This window comes from Rhizobium sp. SG741, from assembly GCF_012275435.1.
GTDB classification, from domain to species: Bacteria; Pseudomonadota; Alphaproteobacteria; order Rhizobiales; family Rhizobiaceae; genus Rhizobium; species Rhizobium lusitanum.
Genome location: NZ_JAAZQP010000001.1, coordinates 810,817 through 826,274 on the forward strand (window position 1 = coordinate 810,817; position 15,458 = coordinate 826,274).

16 protein-coding genes are annotated in these 15,458 nt (G+C 59.6%); 12 read left to right on the forward strand and 4 right to left on the reverse strand.

What is annotated here, in order from left to right; all coding sequences use genetic code 11:
• Nucleotides 1–32 precede the first annotated feature (32 nt).
• Together xdhA and FHT29_RS04175 are read right to left on the reverse strand one after the other, a co-directional pair.
• Nucleotides 33–1,499: a xanthine dehydrogenase small subunit gene (xdhA, locus tag FHT29_RS04170; protein WP_168599231.1), complete on the reverse strand. Its 1,467-nt coding sequence runs from the start codon at nucleotides 1,497–1,499 to the stop codon at nucleotides 33–35.
• Between the two features lie 72 nt (nucleotides 1,500–1,571).
• Entirely contained in the window at nucleotides 1,572–2,348 is a 777-nt protein-coding gene (locus FHT29_RS04175; RefSeq protein ID WP_037194889.1) for a 3-hydroxybutyrate dehydrogenase, read from the reverse strand.
• A gap of 235 nt (nucleotides 2,349–2,583) precedes the next feature.
• Between FHT29_RS04175 and glpK the strand changes: the two genes are divergently transcribed.
• From glpK to map, 9 genes are all read left to right on the forward strand, one after another.
• A complete protein-coding gene (gene glpK, locus FHT29_RS04180) occupies nucleotides 2,584–4,080 on the forward strand; it encodes a glycerol kinase GlpK (protein ID WP_168599232.1) in 1,497 nt (498 codons plus the stop codon).
• A 169-nt stretch (nucleotides 4,081–4,249) separates the two neighbouring features.
• Nucleotides 4,250–5,059, forward strand: coding sequence for a hypothetical protein (locus tag FHT29_RS04185; protein WP_047562583.1), 810 nt, complete (start codon nucleotides 4,250–4,252; stop codon nucleotides 5,057–5,059).
• Nucleotides 5,060–5,156: 97 nt separating this feature from the next.
• On the forward strand, nucleotides 5,157–6,065 hold the full coding sequence (locus FHT29_RS04190; RefSeq protein WP_047562948.1) for an LD-carboxypeptidase: 909 nt from the start codon (nucleotides 5,157–5,159) through the stop codon (nucleotides 6,063–6,065).
• A gap of 80 nt (nucleotides 6,066–6,145) precedes the next feature.
• Entirely contained in the window at nucleotides 6,146–6,520 is a 375-nt protein-coding gene (locus tag FHT29_RS04195; RefSeq protein ID WP_037194880.1) for a YciI family protein, read from the forward strand.
• Entirely contained in the window at nucleotides 6,517–7,773 is a 1,257-nt protein-coding gene (locus tag FHT29_RS04200) for an RNA polymerase sigma factor (protein ID WP_047562586.1), read from the forward strand. The genes FHT29_RS04195 and FHT29_RS04200 overlap by 4 nt, the downstream gene beginning before the upstream one ends.
• A gap of 99 nt (nucleotides 7,774–7,872) precedes the next feature.
• Complete coding sequence (locus FHT29_RS04205; protein WP_047562588.1) at nucleotides 7,873–8,343, forward strand: SRPBCC family protein; 471 nt, start codon at nucleotides 7,873–7,875, stop codon at nucleotides 8,341–8,343.
• Nucleotides 8,344–8,373: 30 nt separating this feature from the next.
• Nucleotides 8,374–8,802 (forward strand): DoxX family protein, encoded by a 429-nt coding sequence (locus FHT29_RS04210; protein WP_037194865.1) that lies wholly within the window; start codon nucleotides 8,374–8,376, stop codon nucleotides 8,800–8,802.
• Nucleotides 8,803–8,855: 53 nt separating this feature from the next.
• Complete coding sequence (locus FHT29_RS04215; protein ID WP_037194864.1) at nucleotides 8,856–9,368, forward strand: GNAT family protein; 513 nt, start codon at nucleotides 8,856–8,858, stop codon at nucleotides 9,366–9,368.
• 211 nt (nucleotides 9,369–9,579) lie between these two features.
• Complete coding sequence (gene map / locus FHT29_RS04220; RefSeq protein WP_047562592.1) at nucleotides 9,580–10,332, forward strand: type I methionyl aminopeptidase; 753 nt, start codon at nucleotides 9,580–9,582, stop codon at nucleotides 10,330–10,332.
• A 113-nt stretch (nucleotides 10,333–10,445) separates the two neighbouring features.
• Here map and FHT29_RS04225 read toward each other — a convergent pair whose 3' ends face one another.
• A complete protein-coding gene (locus FHT29_RS04225) occupies nucleotides 10,446–11,012 on the reverse strand; it encodes a PadR family transcriptional regulator (protein WP_037194859.1) in 567 nt (188 codons plus the stop codon).
• A 420-nt stretch (nucleotides 11,013–11,432) separates the two neighbouring features.
• Here FHT29_RS04225 and sbmA point away from each other — a divergent pair, with 420 nt between their 5' ends.
• Nucleotides 11,433–12,698: a peptide antibiotic transporter SbmA gene (gene sbmA, locus FHT29_RS04230; RefSeq protein WP_037194856.1), complete on the forward strand. Its 1,266-nt coding sequence runs from the start codon at nucleotides 11,433–11,435 to the stop codon at nucleotides 12,696–12,698.
• Nucleotides 12,699–12,804: 106 nt separating this feature from the next.
• Here sbmA and FHT29_RS04235 read toward each other — a convergent pair whose 3' ends face one another.
• Nucleotides 12,805–13,785: a polysaccharide deacetylase gene (locus FHT29_RS04235; RefSeq protein ID WP_037195405.1), complete on the reverse strand. Its 981-nt coding sequence runs from the start codon at nucleotides 13,783–13,785 to the stop codon at nucleotides 12,805–12,807.
• Between the two features lie 177 nt (nucleotides 13,786–13,962).
• Here FHT29_RS04235 and FHT29_RS04240 point away from each other — a divergent pair, with 177 nt between their 5' ends.
• Together FHT29_RS04240 and FHT29_RS04245 are read left to right on the forward strand one after the other, a co-directional pair.
• On the forward strand, nucleotides 13,963–14,544 hold the full coding sequence (locus FHT29_RS04240; protein WP_047562594.1) for an NnrU family protein: 582 nt from the start codon (nucleotides 13,963–13,965) through the stop codon (nucleotides 14,542–14,544).
• A gap of 215 nt (nucleotides 14,545–14,759) precedes the next feature.
• Nucleotides 14,760–15,443, forward strand: coding sequence for a tetratricopeptide repeat protein (locus FHT29_RS04245; RefSeq protein WP_037194843.1), 684 nt, complete (start codon nucleotides 14,760–14,762; stop codon nucleotides 15,441–15,443).
• The last annotated feature ends 15 nt before the right edge of the window (nucleotides 15,444–15,458 follow it).

Genomic DNA, 15,458 nt, shown 5'->3' on the forward strand with positions numbered 1-15,458 from the left:
GAAATGCGGCTGAATGGATACAAAACATTTCATCATGCCAGCACCTCGAAACGCTTCAGCTCCTGCGATGCACCTAATGTTTCCAGATAGAAGCGGATGAGCAGGTTCTTGGCGGTCAATTGTCGGTATTCGGCGGTGGCGCGCCAGTCGGTCAGCGGCTTGTAATCGGCGTCGAAGGCGGCTCGGACGGCTGTGACGGTCGCTTCCGTCCAGGGCTTGCCGATCAACTCGGCCTCGACCGTGCGGGCGCGCTTCGGCGTGCCGGCCATGCCGCCGAAGGCGATGCGGATATCGGCGACGTTACCGGCATCATCGAGCGTCAGGTGGAAGGCGCCGAGCACGGCTGTAATGTCCTCGTCACGGCGCTTGGTGATCTTGTAGACGGCAAAATGCGCTGAAGCAGCCGGGTACGGCACGAAGACGCTTTCGACGAATTCGCCGGGGTTGCGATCCTGCTTGCCGTAGTCGATGAAGAAATCCTCCAGCGGCAGGCTGCGGGTGCCGGCCACCGAGCGCAGCTTGACGGTGGCGCCAAGGGCGATCAGCGGCGGCGGTGAATCGCCGATCGGCGAACCGTTGGCGATGTTGCCGCCTATCGTGCCCATGTTGCGCACCTGCTCGCCGCCGATGCGGTTGATGAGGCCTGCAAGCGCGGGGATTTTTTCGGCAATGGCGGTAAAGGCGCGGCTGTAGGTGACGCCGGCGCCGATGGTCAGGCCCGTATCTTCAACGGTGATCTTCTGCAGGTCGCTCAAATGATTGATGAAAACGACAGAGTTGAGGCTGCGCATCTGCTTGGTCACCCAGAGGCCGACATCGGTCGATCCGGCGACGACGGTCGCCTTCGGTTCGTCGGCAAGCACCTGTGCCAGGGCGGCAACGGAACCCGGCACGATGAGGCGATCCTCGCCCTCGGCTATGGTGATGGTGTCGGCGCTCTGCATGGCCCAAAGGCGGGCGATGATGTCGGCCCTTGTCTTTTCCAGGGGATCGAAGAGGGCGCTCGGTCGCTTCTCGCTGACCTGCTCGGCCGCCTTGACGATCGGTTCGTAACCGGTGCAGCGACAGAGATTGCCTTGCAGGGACTTTTCAATCTGCGCCCGGCCCGGTTTTTCCGTCGTCAGCCAGAGGCCGTAGAGCGACATGACGAAGCCCGGCGTGCAGAAGCCGCATTGGGAGCCGTGGCAATCGACCATGGCTTGCTGCACCGGATGAAGGGTGCCGTTCTGGGCCGCCAGATGCTCGACCGTGACGACGTGGGTCGCATGCAGCGAGCCGACGAAGCGGATGCAGGCATTGACGGATTCGTAGTGAAGCCCGCCATCGATCAGGCGGCCGACCAGCACGGTACAAGCGCCGCAATCACCTTCCGCGCATCCTTCCTTCGTTCCCGTCAGGCGCCGCTTGAGGCGCAGGAAATCAAGCAGCGTCTCGGTGGGGCGCAGATTTGAGAGCGAGATATCCTCGCCGTTGAGGATAAAGCGGATGCTGTCGTTCATGTCGTTCCCGAATTATCTTTCGTTGGCAGGGGCCGGACGCGCAGGCGCCAAACCGGCCCTAACCGTTTATCGTTATTCCGCGGTCCAGCCACCGTCAATCGAGACGTGTGTTCCAGTGACCTGGCGCGCCTCGTCGCTGGCGAGATAGATCGACAAGGCAGCAATCTCTTCGGCTTTGACGAATTCATGCGTCGGCTGCGCCTTGAGGATGACCTCGTTCTTGACCTGCTCCTCGGTCATCCCGCGTGCCTTGGCTGTGTCTGGGATCTGCGCCTCGACGAGCGGGGTCAGGACATAGCCGGGGCAGATGGCATTCACGGTCACGCCAAACTCGGCAAGCTCAAGCGCCGCCGTCTTCGTCAGACCCATTATACCATGTTTTGCCGCGACATAGGCCGATTTGAAGGGCGAGGCGACGAGGGCGTGGGCGGACGCGATATTGATGATGCGGCCGTATTTCCTGGCCTTCATCAACGGGATCGCCGTGCGGATCGTATGGAAGGAACTCGACAGGTTGATGGCGATGATCTGGTCCCACTTCTCGATCGGGAAATCCTCGATTTTCTCGACATGCTGGATGCCGGCATTGTTGACGAGAACATCGACGCTGCCGAAGGTCGAATTGGCTGTGGCGATCAGGTCGGCGATCTCTGCGGGCTTGGTCATGTCGGCCGGATGGTAGATCACTTTGCCGCCGCCGGACGCCTCAAGCTTGTTTTTGATCGCGTCGATTTCCTCAGGCTTTCCAAAGCCGTTGATGACGACATTCTCACCCTTGGCGGCAAAGGCGGTCGCGATGGCGAGGCCGATACCGCTCGTGGAACCGGTGACGACAACTGTTCTAGCCATGATCTTCTCCTTGGACAGCGCAGCTTCTTGCTGCAACGCAAAAGCGGTTTGAGCCTAGTCCCAAACCTGCGGATATGGCAATCGCATCGTCGCAAGACTCTTTTGCGTCCCCAAGGACCACGATGCCGTGAACGGAAGAGCGTATTTTTCGATAAAAAATTTCGTTTTGCTTTCTTTTCACATTCGTTTTGCTCGCGTATCTGTTGATTTGGGACGCAACAGGCGGGAGGAATGCATGAGCGGCTATATCTTGGCTATCGACCAGGGAACGACGTCGACGCGGGCTATCGTTTTCGACGGCAAGATGAAGGTTGCGGGCGTCGGACAGAAGGAATTCACCCAGCATTATCCGAAGCCGGGCTGGGTCGAGCACGATCCCGAAGAGATCTGGTCATCCGTCCTCTTCACCGTCCGCAAGGCGATCGAGGCCGCCGGCATCACGGCCAAGGACATCGCCGCGCTCGGTATCACCAATCAGCGCGAGACCGTTGTGGTCTGGGATCGCGAGACGGGCAAGCCGATCCACAATGCGATCGTCTGGCAGGACCGCCGCACCGCGAGCTATTGCGAGAAGCTGAAGCGCCATGATCTTGAAAAGCTCTTCACCCGCCACACCGGCCTGCTGCTCGATCCCTATTTTTCCGGCACCAAACTGTCTTGGCTGCTCACCAATGTGAAGGGCGCCCGTGCGTGCGCCAGCAAGGGCGACCTGTGTTTCGGCACGATCGACACCTTCCTGATCTGGCGGCTGACGGGCGGTAAGAGCTTCGTCACCGATGCGACAAATGCCTCGCGGACGCTGATGTACAATATCGGCAGCAACGAATGGGATAGGCAATTGCTCGACATCCTGCGCGTCCCGGTTGCGATGCTGCCTGACGTGAAGGATTGCGCCGCCGATTTCGGCATCACCGATCCGTCGCTTTTCGGCGCGGCGATCCCGATCCTCGGCGTTGCCGGCGACCAGCAGGCGGCGACGATAGGACAGGCCTGCTTCGAGCGCGGCATGATGAAATCCACCTATGGTACCGGATGCTTCGCGCTGCTCAACACCGGCGCGGATATGGTTCGTTCCAGGAACCGGCTGCTGACGACCATCGCTTACCGGCTGAACGGCGAAACGACCTATGCGCTGGAAGGCTCGATCTTCATTGCGGGTGCTGCCGTCCAGTGGCTGCGCGACGGGCTGAAGACGATCCAGCGCGCTTCGGATTCCGGCGAGCTGGCGGCCAAGGCCGATCCGATGCAGGAGGTCTATCTCGTGCCGGCCTTCACCGGCCTCGGCGCGCCCTATTGGGATCCGGATGCCCGCGGCGCCATTTTCGGGCTGACGCGCAATACCGGACCTGAGGAAATCGTCCGGGCGGCGCTGGAGGCTGTCTGCTACCAGTCGCGCGACCTGCTGGATGCCATGCACAAGGATTGGCGCAACGGCAGCGGCCAGGACACGGTACTGCGCGTCGACGGTGGCATGGTCGCTTCCGATTGGACGATGCAGCGGCTCGCCGATCTGCTCAACGCGCCAGTCGACCGTCCCACTATTCTGGAAACCACGGCCCTCGGTGCTGCGTGGCTCGCGGGCAGCCGCGCCGGCGTGTGGCCGGACCGTGCCGGCTTCGCCAAGGCTTGGGCGCGCGACCGGAGATTCGAGCCTGACATGGACGACAGGACGCGAAATGCCAAACTGAAAGGATGGAAAAACGCGGTGGCGCGTACCTTGAGCACACGATAGGGCCATCTTAGCCGGCTATGCCTCACCGCAGGTTATGCCGTGTAAGATTTCTTTATTTTGCTTATATAAGGGAGAGCAGCGATACTTGCGCCGTGGGTGCTTCGAGTCACCCTTCGCGGAATAGATCCTTCATCGGACCAACGCCTTCTGGGAGACGACAAGGCGCGCAATGGCTGCTCAATTTACGGAACTGAAGAAGCATATCTACAGACAGATCAAGTATCATCTGTCCCGGCCAAAGCCGCCCGTCCTGCCGGAACCGTTTCGGGGGCCTGTTCTTGTGGTCGGATCCGCGCCGGTGTCAAATAAGCCTGCGGATTTCGACGAGACCTTCCGGGTGATCACCATCAATGGCTCGCAGGTGGTGACGAAGGCCTGGGGGATCGAGACCCCCGACGTCACCCTCGTCCAGTTCAACCAGATCGAGGGAACGAACACCAACGCCGTCGAGGTGCGCCGCGTTCTGAACGGGGAGCGCACGAAAATGCTTTACGTCCTGCTGTGGCGGAAGGAGCTCCAGCGGTTGGAAGAGGGGCTGAAGGCGTTCAACTACCGTTACGACAGGCTTGAGATCGTCGATCGCTACAAGCGCATGGCGCTTCTGGACCGGGTCGGCGGCGTGAAATGCAGCGAGCTGGGCGCCGACGATAAATGTTCGAATGGCATCAATGCCGTGCTCTTCGCGCTCTATAACGGTGCGACCGAAGTGATCATCACCGGGATCAATCCCGATTCCGGCGGACACGTCTACAATCAGGAAAATCTCGCTCGGCTGCATGTCCGCAAGGATCGTGAAATTCTCGAGCGGCTGCTGGAGCGTGGTTATCCAATCTTCACGGCTGATCCGGCCGTGTCGCAATCCGTCGGCCTGCCGCTATGGAAGGGCAGGGCGCAAGCTGCAAAGATGTCCGAAGCTGACGTGAAGGCCAGGCGGCCGGCATCGAAAAAGGCAGCGACCCTGAACCCGTTGTTGGGTTGACGGGCTGGCCGTTCGTCGGAGGCTGACGAATGTCATCGTTTCATGCCAAGATCGTGGCATGGAATCATTGGATCACGCAAATTTCAATCAGATGCTGATGCCGCCACCACTCAGGCCGGGCGATAGAATACGTTTTGTCTCTCCCGCCAGCCCGCCCGATAGAGACATGGTTTTGAGACATGCTGAAATGCTGAAAGACTGGGGTCTCACCGTCGATTTTGGCGAGCATGCCTTTTGTAAGCGGGACTATCTTGCCGGAACCGATGAAGAGCGGCTGGCGGATTTCAATGCCGCGCTTCGTGATCCCGATATTCGGGCGATCTTTACCACACGCGGTGGCAAGGGTTCCTATCGGATCGCTGATCAATTGGATTTTGCGGCCGCCAGGCGCGATCCGAAGTTTGTTGTCGGCTTCAGCGATATTACCGCATTGCACCTCAGTTTCTTGAAGCATTGTCATCAGATCGGCATTCACGGAGCGTTTTTTGCCGGACCGAACGAAGACACCGTCAGTGCGGAAACGAACCATTCGTTGCGCCGGGTGCTGATGACAACCCAGGACATCGTCATCAACTCGCGCCTGGAAGAGCCGACATCCCATCTTACGACGAGTGGAACGGTTAGCGGGCGATTGATCGGCGGGAATCTCGATATGGTCGCTACGACGGCCGGCTGGGCATTGCCGGATCTGCGCGGCGCCATCCTGCTTCTTGAAGCGGTCAACGTGTATCGCGGGCATGTTGACCGGCAGTTGACGATGCTGCGCAAGGCGGGCCATTTGAATGGCCTGTCGGGGGTCGCCATCGGTCAGTTCACCGGTTTCGAGTTCGACCGCAATTTCTCGATCATCGATATCCTGCGCGAACATCTTGATATGCTTGGTGTGCCGGTCCTCGGTGGCCTGCCGCTCGGGCATGGGAATAGCCCGGTGAGCGCATTGATCGGTGCCGTTGCGGAGCTTGACGCAAAAGCGGGTACTTTGACGATCAAGCGCAGCGATACCTAGCTTCTTCCCGCGATAATTTTTTGACGTCACCTGTCGGCACGGGTGATACTTCTTCGTCTTTAATGGAGAGGAAGGTCCCTATGCTCTACGCAATCCTATGCTACAACGACGAAGATACTGTATTCGCCTGGTCCAAGGAGCAGGAGGACGCGACGATGGCGCGGTTGATTGCCGTGCAGACGCCGCTCGCCGAGGCAGGCAAGCTTGGCCCCGTAGCGCGTTTGATGCCGACGACAGCGGCAACGACGCTGCGCAAGGGCAAGAACGAGCCGATCGTCATCGATGGCCCCTTCGCCGAGACGAAAGAGCAATTGCTGGGCTTCTATGTCATCGACTTCGAAACGCTCGACGAAGCGATTGAATTCTCGAAACAATTGGCCGAAGCTAATCCGGGTGCAGGCTCCTACGAGATCCGCCCGCTTTACGTGTTCAGGCCGGGGACGGTTGCGACATGACGGATATTGGCTGGATCGACATCGCGCTCACTAATGCGCGGCCGCAGGCGCTGGGCGCACTGCTGCGCTATTTCCGCAATCTCGATATTGCCGAGGAGGCCTTTCAGGAGGCCTGCCTCAGGGCCTTGAAGACATGGCCCGACAAGGGGCCGCCGCGCGACCCCGTCGCCTGGTTGATTTTCGTCGGCCGCAACAGCGGTATCGATACGGTGCGCAAGCAGGCGAGACTGCAGAGCCTGCCGGACGAGGAGACGATTTCGGATACTGGCGACGCCGAGAGCGATCTTGCCGAACGGCTCGATGGCTCGGGTTACCGTGACGACATTCTCCGGCTGCTGTTCATCTGCTGCCATCCGGACCTGCCGGCGACCCAGCAGATCGCCCTGGCCTTGCGCATCGTCTCAGGTCTTTCGGTGCCGCAGATCGCCCGGGCCTTTCTAGTCAGCGAAAGCGCGATGGAGCAGCGCATTACCCGCGCCAAGGCGCGGGTTGCGGCCGCCGGCGTTCCGTTCGAAACGCCTGATGCCGTCGAGCGGAGCGAACGGCTGGCTCTCGTCTGCGCCATGATCTATCTGATCTACAACGAAGGTTACTCCGCCGGCGGAACGCATCGCGAGGCTGCCGCCTTCGCGGACGAGGCGATCCGGCTCGGCCGGCTGTTGCTTCGCATCTTTCCCGGCGAGCCGGAAACCATGGCGCTGTTGGCGCTGATGCTGCTGCAGCAATCGCGAAAGGCGGCGCGCTTCGATGCGGACGGACAGATCATTCTGCTGGAGGAGCAAGACCGTTCGCTCTGGGACCGGACATCGATCGATGAGGCGCTTGCTCTGCTCGACAAGGCGATCCGTCATCGCCGCCGCGGACCTTACCAGGTACAGGCGGCAATCGCCGCCCTGCACTCCCGAGCGAAACGCGCTGCAGACACGGACTGGGCGGAGATCGACCTGCTCTACCAGGTGCTGGAGAAGCTGACGCCATCTCCGGTGGTGACGCTCAACCGTGCGGTTGCCGTCTCCAAGCTGAAGGGAGCCGAGGAGGCGCTGGCGCTGATTATGCCGCTGGAAGGGCAGCTCGACAGCTATTTCTATTTTCATGGGCTGAGAGGCGGTCTGCTGGCGCAGCTCGCCCGTCCACAGGAGGCGCGGGTCGCCTTCGACAGGGCGATTGCGCTCGCCCGCTCGCCGGCCGAGGCGGCTCATATTCGCCATCAGCTCGACTGCCTGGGCGCGGGCGCCTCGGCTGCCGCAAAATAATCGAAAAATTTGCTTTCCGGCGTCGGCAAGAGGCCACCGTCAACGTCCTTGGTGCATAGGCCGATCGGGCCGTTTCAAGCTGGAGAAAGGAACTGGAGCATGACCGGGCAAACCCAACGCCACGAGCTTTCGCTGACCCGCATCATCGACGCGCCGCGCGAGAAGATCTTCCGTTGCTGGACCGAGGTCGAACTTCTGAAGCAATGGTTCGCGCCGCTGCCCTGGACCACATCTGCTGCTGCCCTCGATGTTCGTGCAGGCGGCTCGAACTCCATCACCATGCGCAGCCCAGAGGGGGAGGATTATCCGAATAGCGGCATCTATCTGGAGGTCGTTCCCAACGAACGTCTCGTTTTCACCGATGCCTTCACCAGCGCCTGGGTGCCGTCGGCAAAACCCTTCATGGTGGGGACGATCCAGCTCGACGATCTCGGCGGCGGCAAGACCCGCTATACGGCGACGGTCCTGCATTGGTCGGCCGAGGATCGCGACGCACATGAGAAGATGGGCTTCCATGCGGGATGGGGCCAGTGCGCAGACCAGCTTGCGGCGCTGGCGGTAAAGATCTGAATTTCTGATTCAATTCCGGGGGATATGACGATGTCTTATGCAGCAGATTCACTTTCGCCCGCGGTAACGCGAGCCCAGCGCGCGGCTGGCGTCACCCTTAGCGGGTTGATCGTTGCCTTTCTTGTGTTCGATAGCGTGATCAAGCTCATTCCGCTTCCTGTGGTCACGGAGACGATGGCTGGACTCGGCTATTCCGCCGATCCGGCGCTTGCGCGGCTGCTTGGTGTCATCACGCTTGGCTGCGCCATTCTTTATGCCATCCCAAGGACCTCGGTCCTGGGGGCGATTCTCCTCACCGGCCTTCTCGGCGGGGCGATCGCGACGCATCTGCGGGTCGGCAGCCCGCTATTCTCGCACCTGCTGTTCGGTGTCTATCTCGGCGTAATGGCCTGGGGCGGACTTTACCTGCGAAATGAAGCCGTTCGGAAAATGATTCCGTTCTTTCACCGAAGCTTTTGATTTCGGATTCGATTTGCTAAGGCTCGCTCCCTCGAACAAGGGTGGAGCGAGCCATGCCGCAAGTGATCATCGCACCGGTCAAGCAATCGGATGCAGACGAGCTGATCGCAGCCAATATCGCCAGCCGCGCCCATCATGCGCCCTGGGCCTATCCCTTTCTGGATCGCGACGGTTTCGATGCCTGGTTCGGCCAGACGGTCACCGGGCCGAACATAGGGCTGGTCGCACGCGACGCCGGCTCGGGCGGCATCGTTGGCGTCATCAATATCAGCCAGATGGTTTGGGGCGGCTTCCGCAGCGCCTTTCTCGGCTATCACGGCATGGTGGGTTTCGCCGGCCAGGGCTTCATGACGGAGGCATTGCGGCTGGCCGTGGCGTATGCCTTCGATACTGTCGGCCTGCATCGGCTGGAAGCCAATATCCAGCCTGCGAACTATCCCTCGATCGCTCTTGTGAAGAGGCTCGGCTTTCGAAAGGAAGGCTTCTCACCCAAATATCTGAAGATCGGCGGGGTCTGGTGCGATCACGAGCGCTGGGCATTGCTCGCCGACGATCCGCGTCTTTAAGCAGAACGATAAGGGCTTCGGCAGACGATTCAAATGATATGGGGATGTCGTTGAATCCGGATTCAAATTTGCTTGCGGCATTAAGTCTTGGAGAGCGAAAATCGCGCCGGCGCGAGAAAGGCATTGACTGAACGGGGCGAAGAGGCGAAAGCGACGACTTGCACCTCTCGCCAAGCCGTTGCCGCAAGCGCGATATCGCCGGAAGCCGTGGATGATCATTTCGAACGACGACGAACTGACCAAGCTGAAAGAAATTGGCCGCATCTGCGCCAACGCGTTGCAGGCCATGGCGGCCGCGCTGGAACCCGGCATCACGACGCTGGAGCTCGACGCCATCGGTCGCAAGGTGCTCGAAGATGCCGGCGCGCAGTCCGCACCGGAACTGGTCTACAAATTTCCCGGTGCGACCTGCATCAGCATCAATGAGGAGGTCGCGCACGGCATTCCCGGCCCGCGTGTGATCCGGGCGGGTGATCTGGTCAATCTCGATGTTTCGGCCGAGAAGGACGGGTTCTTTTCCGATACCGGCGCGTCCTTCGCCGTGCCGCCGGTGAAGCCGAAGATCGAGCGCCTGTGCCGGGACGGCAAGCGGGCGCTTTGGGTCGGCCTCAACCAGGTGCGCAGCGGCGCACCGCTATCGAGGATCGGCCATGCCGTCGGCGCCTTCGCGCAAAAGAACCGCTACACGCTGGTGGCCAATCTCGCCAGCCACGGCATCGGGCGCTCGCTGCACGAGGAGCCCGCCGAGGTTTCGACCTGGGCAGACCCCGACGAGACGCGGATCATGGAGGACGGCCTGGTTTTCACCGTCGAGCCGTTCCTGTCGCTCGGCGCCACCTGGGCGGAGGGCGGCGACGATGCGTGGACGCTTTATGCCGATCCACAGGCGCCCACGGTTCAGTTCGAACATACGATCGTCGCCACCCGCAACGGGCCAGTCATCCTGACATTGCCGGATAATTGAGCGCCCGCGCCCAAAGCGCGTCGTGATCTTTCAGATCAGCTCGCTGCGCTTTAGGCCCTTGGCTTTTCGCAGGTCGTTATCGCAAGCCGCCGCACAGTTTTGCGCGACATGCTTTAGTCATCGGACTTCGTTTCGCCGCGGATGATATCGGCGGCGGCCCGCTCGAGGATTGCCGCTATGCGCGCACCCTCGGCCTTGTTCCACGGAAATTTCGACCGCAGCGCAGAGCGCAGAAGATGGCGGGCGCGATGGACGTCGCCGGCACTGTCACGATCGAACGGGCTGTCGCGCCCTTCGTCGTCTTCGCCGCCGAAAACCTGCCGGACACGCGCCATTTTTTCGCCGATTGCTGAAAGCTTGGCGAAAGTGGCTTCCACCAGATCACGGTTATCATCGACGCGTTTCTGGCCGCTTTCGGTGATACGGTAGAGTTTCTTCGTGCCGCTGGCTTCGACTTCGGCCTGGCCGGTTTCTTCGAGATAGGTCAGGGCAGGGTAGATGACGCCCGGGCTCGGCACATAGAAGCCGCCGGAGCGTTCCTCGAAAGTCTTGATCAATTCATAGCCGTGGCGCGGCTGTTCGGACAGCATGGCAAGGATGATGAGCTGCAGATCGGCTGCATCGAACTTCCGCCCGGTGCGGAACCCGCCGCCGAACATGCCGCCCTTGAAGCCTCTCATGAAGTCTCTCCTGTGCTCGCCGTGTGATTCACGGCCTCGACCATGTCGTAGGATATATGCCTCGACCATGTCAAAGCCATCGCCGCACATGCGGTCTCTAAAACCTCTCATATCGTTTCTCCTTGTGAAGTGTGAGGGTTTGTATCGTTAGTCATGTCGTAAGATATATATCGTAAGATAATGCGATACAAGATGCCCGATGATTTTTTCGTTGAGCCGGCGGCGGAGAAGGAGAGGGCGGTATGCCTGCTAGAGGGAAAATCTCAGCTGAACAGTCGCATCACGATCATGGGATAAGCGATTACATCTATGTAAGAATGTGGGCCTGCAGGTTGCCGCTCTTGGCGAACTGTCCTAGGTTCGCCTCAAATTGACGTCATTGCGGTCTCGCTCCGAACCCGATCAAGAAAGCTCGCTTACGTGTTCCATTCCTTTTTCCCTCAGCCGAAATTGTTCTTCACTACGATGGTGGTCTGGACGCTGATCTGTATAGCGGCCTGGTATTCTGTCGTCTCTGATCTCGGAACGCATCTGGGCTTTGTCATGCCGCCGGAAGGGCAACAGCCCTATGATCTCAGCTATTTCCTGTTGTGGGGAAATCTCTGGTTCTATGCTTTCTTCCTTCTCTGCATCGCTCTCTTCTGCGGGACGTGGCATGTCCGTGCCTGGGACAATCCGTGGAAGCTCTGGTCGATCTGGGGCTCCGCCTTCATCATTTTCGTCACCTTTTTCGGTGTGCAGATATCGGTGGTAATCAACAATTGGCGTCGGCCATTTGGGGATACGCTGCAGAACGCCTTGGCGAAGCAGGCGAACGTGACAGTAGGGGATTTCTACGGCCTCATGCTGACCTTCGTGCAGATCGTCTTTCTCAGCATGTTTGTCTCGATCCTGACGGATTTCTTCACCAGCCACTATATTTTCCGGTGGCGCACGGCGATGAACAATTTTTACATGTCGAAATGGGAGAAGCTGCGCCATATCGAGGGGGCGTCCCAGCGTGTGCAAGAAGACACAATGCGTTTTTCCACGGTGCTCGAGGGCCTGGGTATCAGCCTGATCAACTCGGTGATGACGCTGATCGTATTCCTGCCAATTCTGCTGGCGCTTTCGACCTATGTCACCGAATTGCCGATTATCGGCAAGATTCCCCATTCGCTCTTCTGGCTGGCGCTTTTTTGGTCAATCTTCGGCACGGTGTTGCTGGCGGTTGCCGGTATCAAGCTGCCGGGTCTAAACTTTAAGAACCAGCGTGTCGAAGCTGCCTACCGTAAAGAGCTTGTTTACGGCGAAGATCATGCTGATCGTGCGCAGCCGGCAACCGTCAACGAGCTTTTTGCGAACGTGCGACGGAATTATTTCCGCATCTACTTCCACTATCTTTATTTCAACGTTGCCCGCTATTTCTACCTTCAGGCTGACGTCTTGTTCGTAACGTTCATGCTGGTTCCAACCATCGTTGCTGGTGTGATCACCTACGGTATATATCAGCAGATCTCGACCGCCTTCGGTCAGGTTAGCAATTCATTCCAGTATCTCGTCAATTCCTGGACGACGATCATCGAGCTTTTGTCGATCCACAAGCGTCTTAAAACCTTTGAGGCGGCGATTTATGATGAGCCGTTGCCATCGATCGACCAGACCTATCTCGACCGTGAAGCGGGTGTAATCCACGCCGACGGCTGACGAAACAAGGCCCCGGAAACGGGGCCTTTTTCTATGACCGGAATAGGTAAGGAAGTAGCGGGCCACCGGCCCTTCGCTTTGGCTCCAGCTTTGCTGCAACCGCTCCTCACCCCTGCTGAGGCTTGCCTCGGGCCGCGATCAGCGGGATCGCTTCGGAATAGCTGACGCAGGCGACATCCTGCTTGTGGCAGACATCGCTGACGAAACGGTCGAGCGCGCGCCAATAGGCGCCGTCATTCATCTCGACGAAATGGAAGCCGAGCTGCAGCGGAATGCGCTCGCCATCATATTGCTTGTTGAAGGCCGCTTCGAAGGCATCGAAGGTGCGGTCTTCATAGGTCTTCGCATTGGCCTTGTCCTCGGCGCCCTTGGAATGGCGGACGTAGAGATTGTAATCCATGCCGATGACCAGGCGATGCTCGGGGCCTTCCGGGATCAGCGGCAGCCCGAAGCGATAGAGACCGTCGACCACCTGCGGCAGGGCCGGACCCTTGGTGACGAGGCTGGCATCATACTGAAAGCCCATTTCCTTTTCCGCCGGCACCAGGCCGTCGCTGGTGGAGAGATAGGGCGCGCGAAATCCCTTGACGTCGTGCGTGGCGAAATCTTCCCAGCCCTGCGGCTCCTTGTCGGCGACGCCGACATTCTTCCAGGCATCACGAAGAGCGACACGGGCATTCATGAACTCCTGCTTCCAGTCGGCAGCGCTCCATCCCTTGCCGTCGAAATGGCCGCAGGCATGGCTGGAAATATCGTGGCCTTCCAGATGGGCTCCCCAGATGTTGGCGATGCGCGTGCGCACATCGTCCTCGCTCTTGGCAAAGCCGACATTCGACTTGCCGGGCCGCTGCATCGGTCCCTGATAGGCCTTGGCCTGCGCCTTGTTCATCAAAAAGGTGCAGGACAGGAAATAGGTGAAATGCGCGCCGTTGCGCGAAGCGATTTCGCGGCTCTTGGTCCAGAGCGCAACGTCATGGGCGCCATCGAAGGAAATCATGACGAGTTGCTTGGGCTTTCCATCGGCCTGGGCAGCGGCGGGCAGGGCAAGGGAAAGCGCAAGAGAGAGGCAGGAAATTGAGCGTAACATGGGCACCGACATTGCTTGATCGAGCATGGCTTGCCAAAGATCATCTGGCGATTTTAGACGGCATGCTCCGGGGTCGGTTCCTTCCTTTCGCGCAAATGCGGCGAAGCTGCGGTGACGCTGGCATTTTTTTGCAGCAGCCGATAAGGATGTGCCTACCGAACCGAAGGGGCTTCATTCATGGCATTGCTTATTCTCGGCATTGTTCTTTTTCTAGGCGTCCATCTGATCCGCGTCGTTGCTCCGGGCTTGCGAACGTCAATGATCGCGAGCATCGGCGAATCCGGCTGGAAGATCGCCTATTCGGTCGCGAGCATCCTGACACTGATCCTGCTCATCTATGGGTTTGGTCAGGCGCGCGACATGACGCCCATCTGGTCGCCGCCGTTCTGGATGAGCCATATCACCATCCTACTGATGCTGTTTGCGATGATCTGTCTGGTCGCCTCGCTGCTGCCGGCGGGGCATATCGCGGTCAGGACAAAGCATCCGATGGTGCTTTCGGTGAAGATCTGGGCGCTGGCGCATCTGCTCTCCAACGGTGACGGCGCGGCGATCCTGCTGTTTGCCGCCTTTCTCGCCTGGGGCGTGATCCTGCGTATTTCGCTGAAACGCCGTCAGCGCGCTGGGGAAATCACGCTGCGCCCGTTCGTCTCGGCGAAATACGATCTCTATGCGATCATCATCGGCGTCGTCGTCTGGGCATTGATCATTTGGAAGCTTCATGCGTGGATTATCGGGGTTTCGCCGCTGGTTATGTGACGATTTCTGCCATTCCCCCTTACATCAGCCGCAAAATGGAGTAGAAGGCCCCACTAGAGCCGGATGATTTTTAGGTCGAATAGACCTAAAATCCGAATCCGCTCCAGCATCATGGAAGTAGAGCATGATGTCGCCCGAAAACCGCTCGCACTTTTCGGCATCATGCTCTAACCCCTAAGCTCTTTGGAATGATTTGGCCTGGGCCGGAGACGAGAATGGCATTCAATGACGACAGCTTCATCCGTGAGGTGAACGAGGAACTGCGTTCGGACCAATTGCGGTTCGTATGGCGCCGTTTTGGCCGGCTCATCATTGGGGGAGCCGTGCTCATCGTTCTCGGTACCGCGGCCTATAGCGGCTATCGCTATTGGGCGGGCAATCAGGCCGGCAGCGGTGGCGATCAGTTCCTAGCGGCGCTGACCCTGGCCGACCAGAACAAGACGGACGAAGCCCTTGCCGCGCTGACGGCCATCGAGAAGAACGGCCCAGGTTCCTATCCGTTGCTGGCGCGTCTGCGCGCGGCGACGCTGCAGGCGCAGAAGGGTGACACGGCAAGCGCAATCGCCGCTTTCTCGGCTATCGGCAAGGAAGCGGACATTCCGGTCGTCGTCCGCGATGCGGCGCGCCTGCGCGCGGCCTATCTGCTTGTCGATACCGGCACCTACGATCAGGTTGCGGCCGAAGCGCAGGAGCTGGCCGTGCCGGCCGATGCCTTCCGGCATTCGGCGCGTGACGTTCTGGGTCTTGCCGCCTACAAGGCCGGCGATCTCGCCAAGGCCCGGCAGTGGTTCCAGGCGATCGTCGACGATCCGCAGAGCCCGCGCAACGTTGCCAACCGCGCGCAAATGTTGCTCGATCTCATCACGGCAACCGGCAAAGCTCCGGTCGCCAACGGCTGAAGGACGGATCGCTAA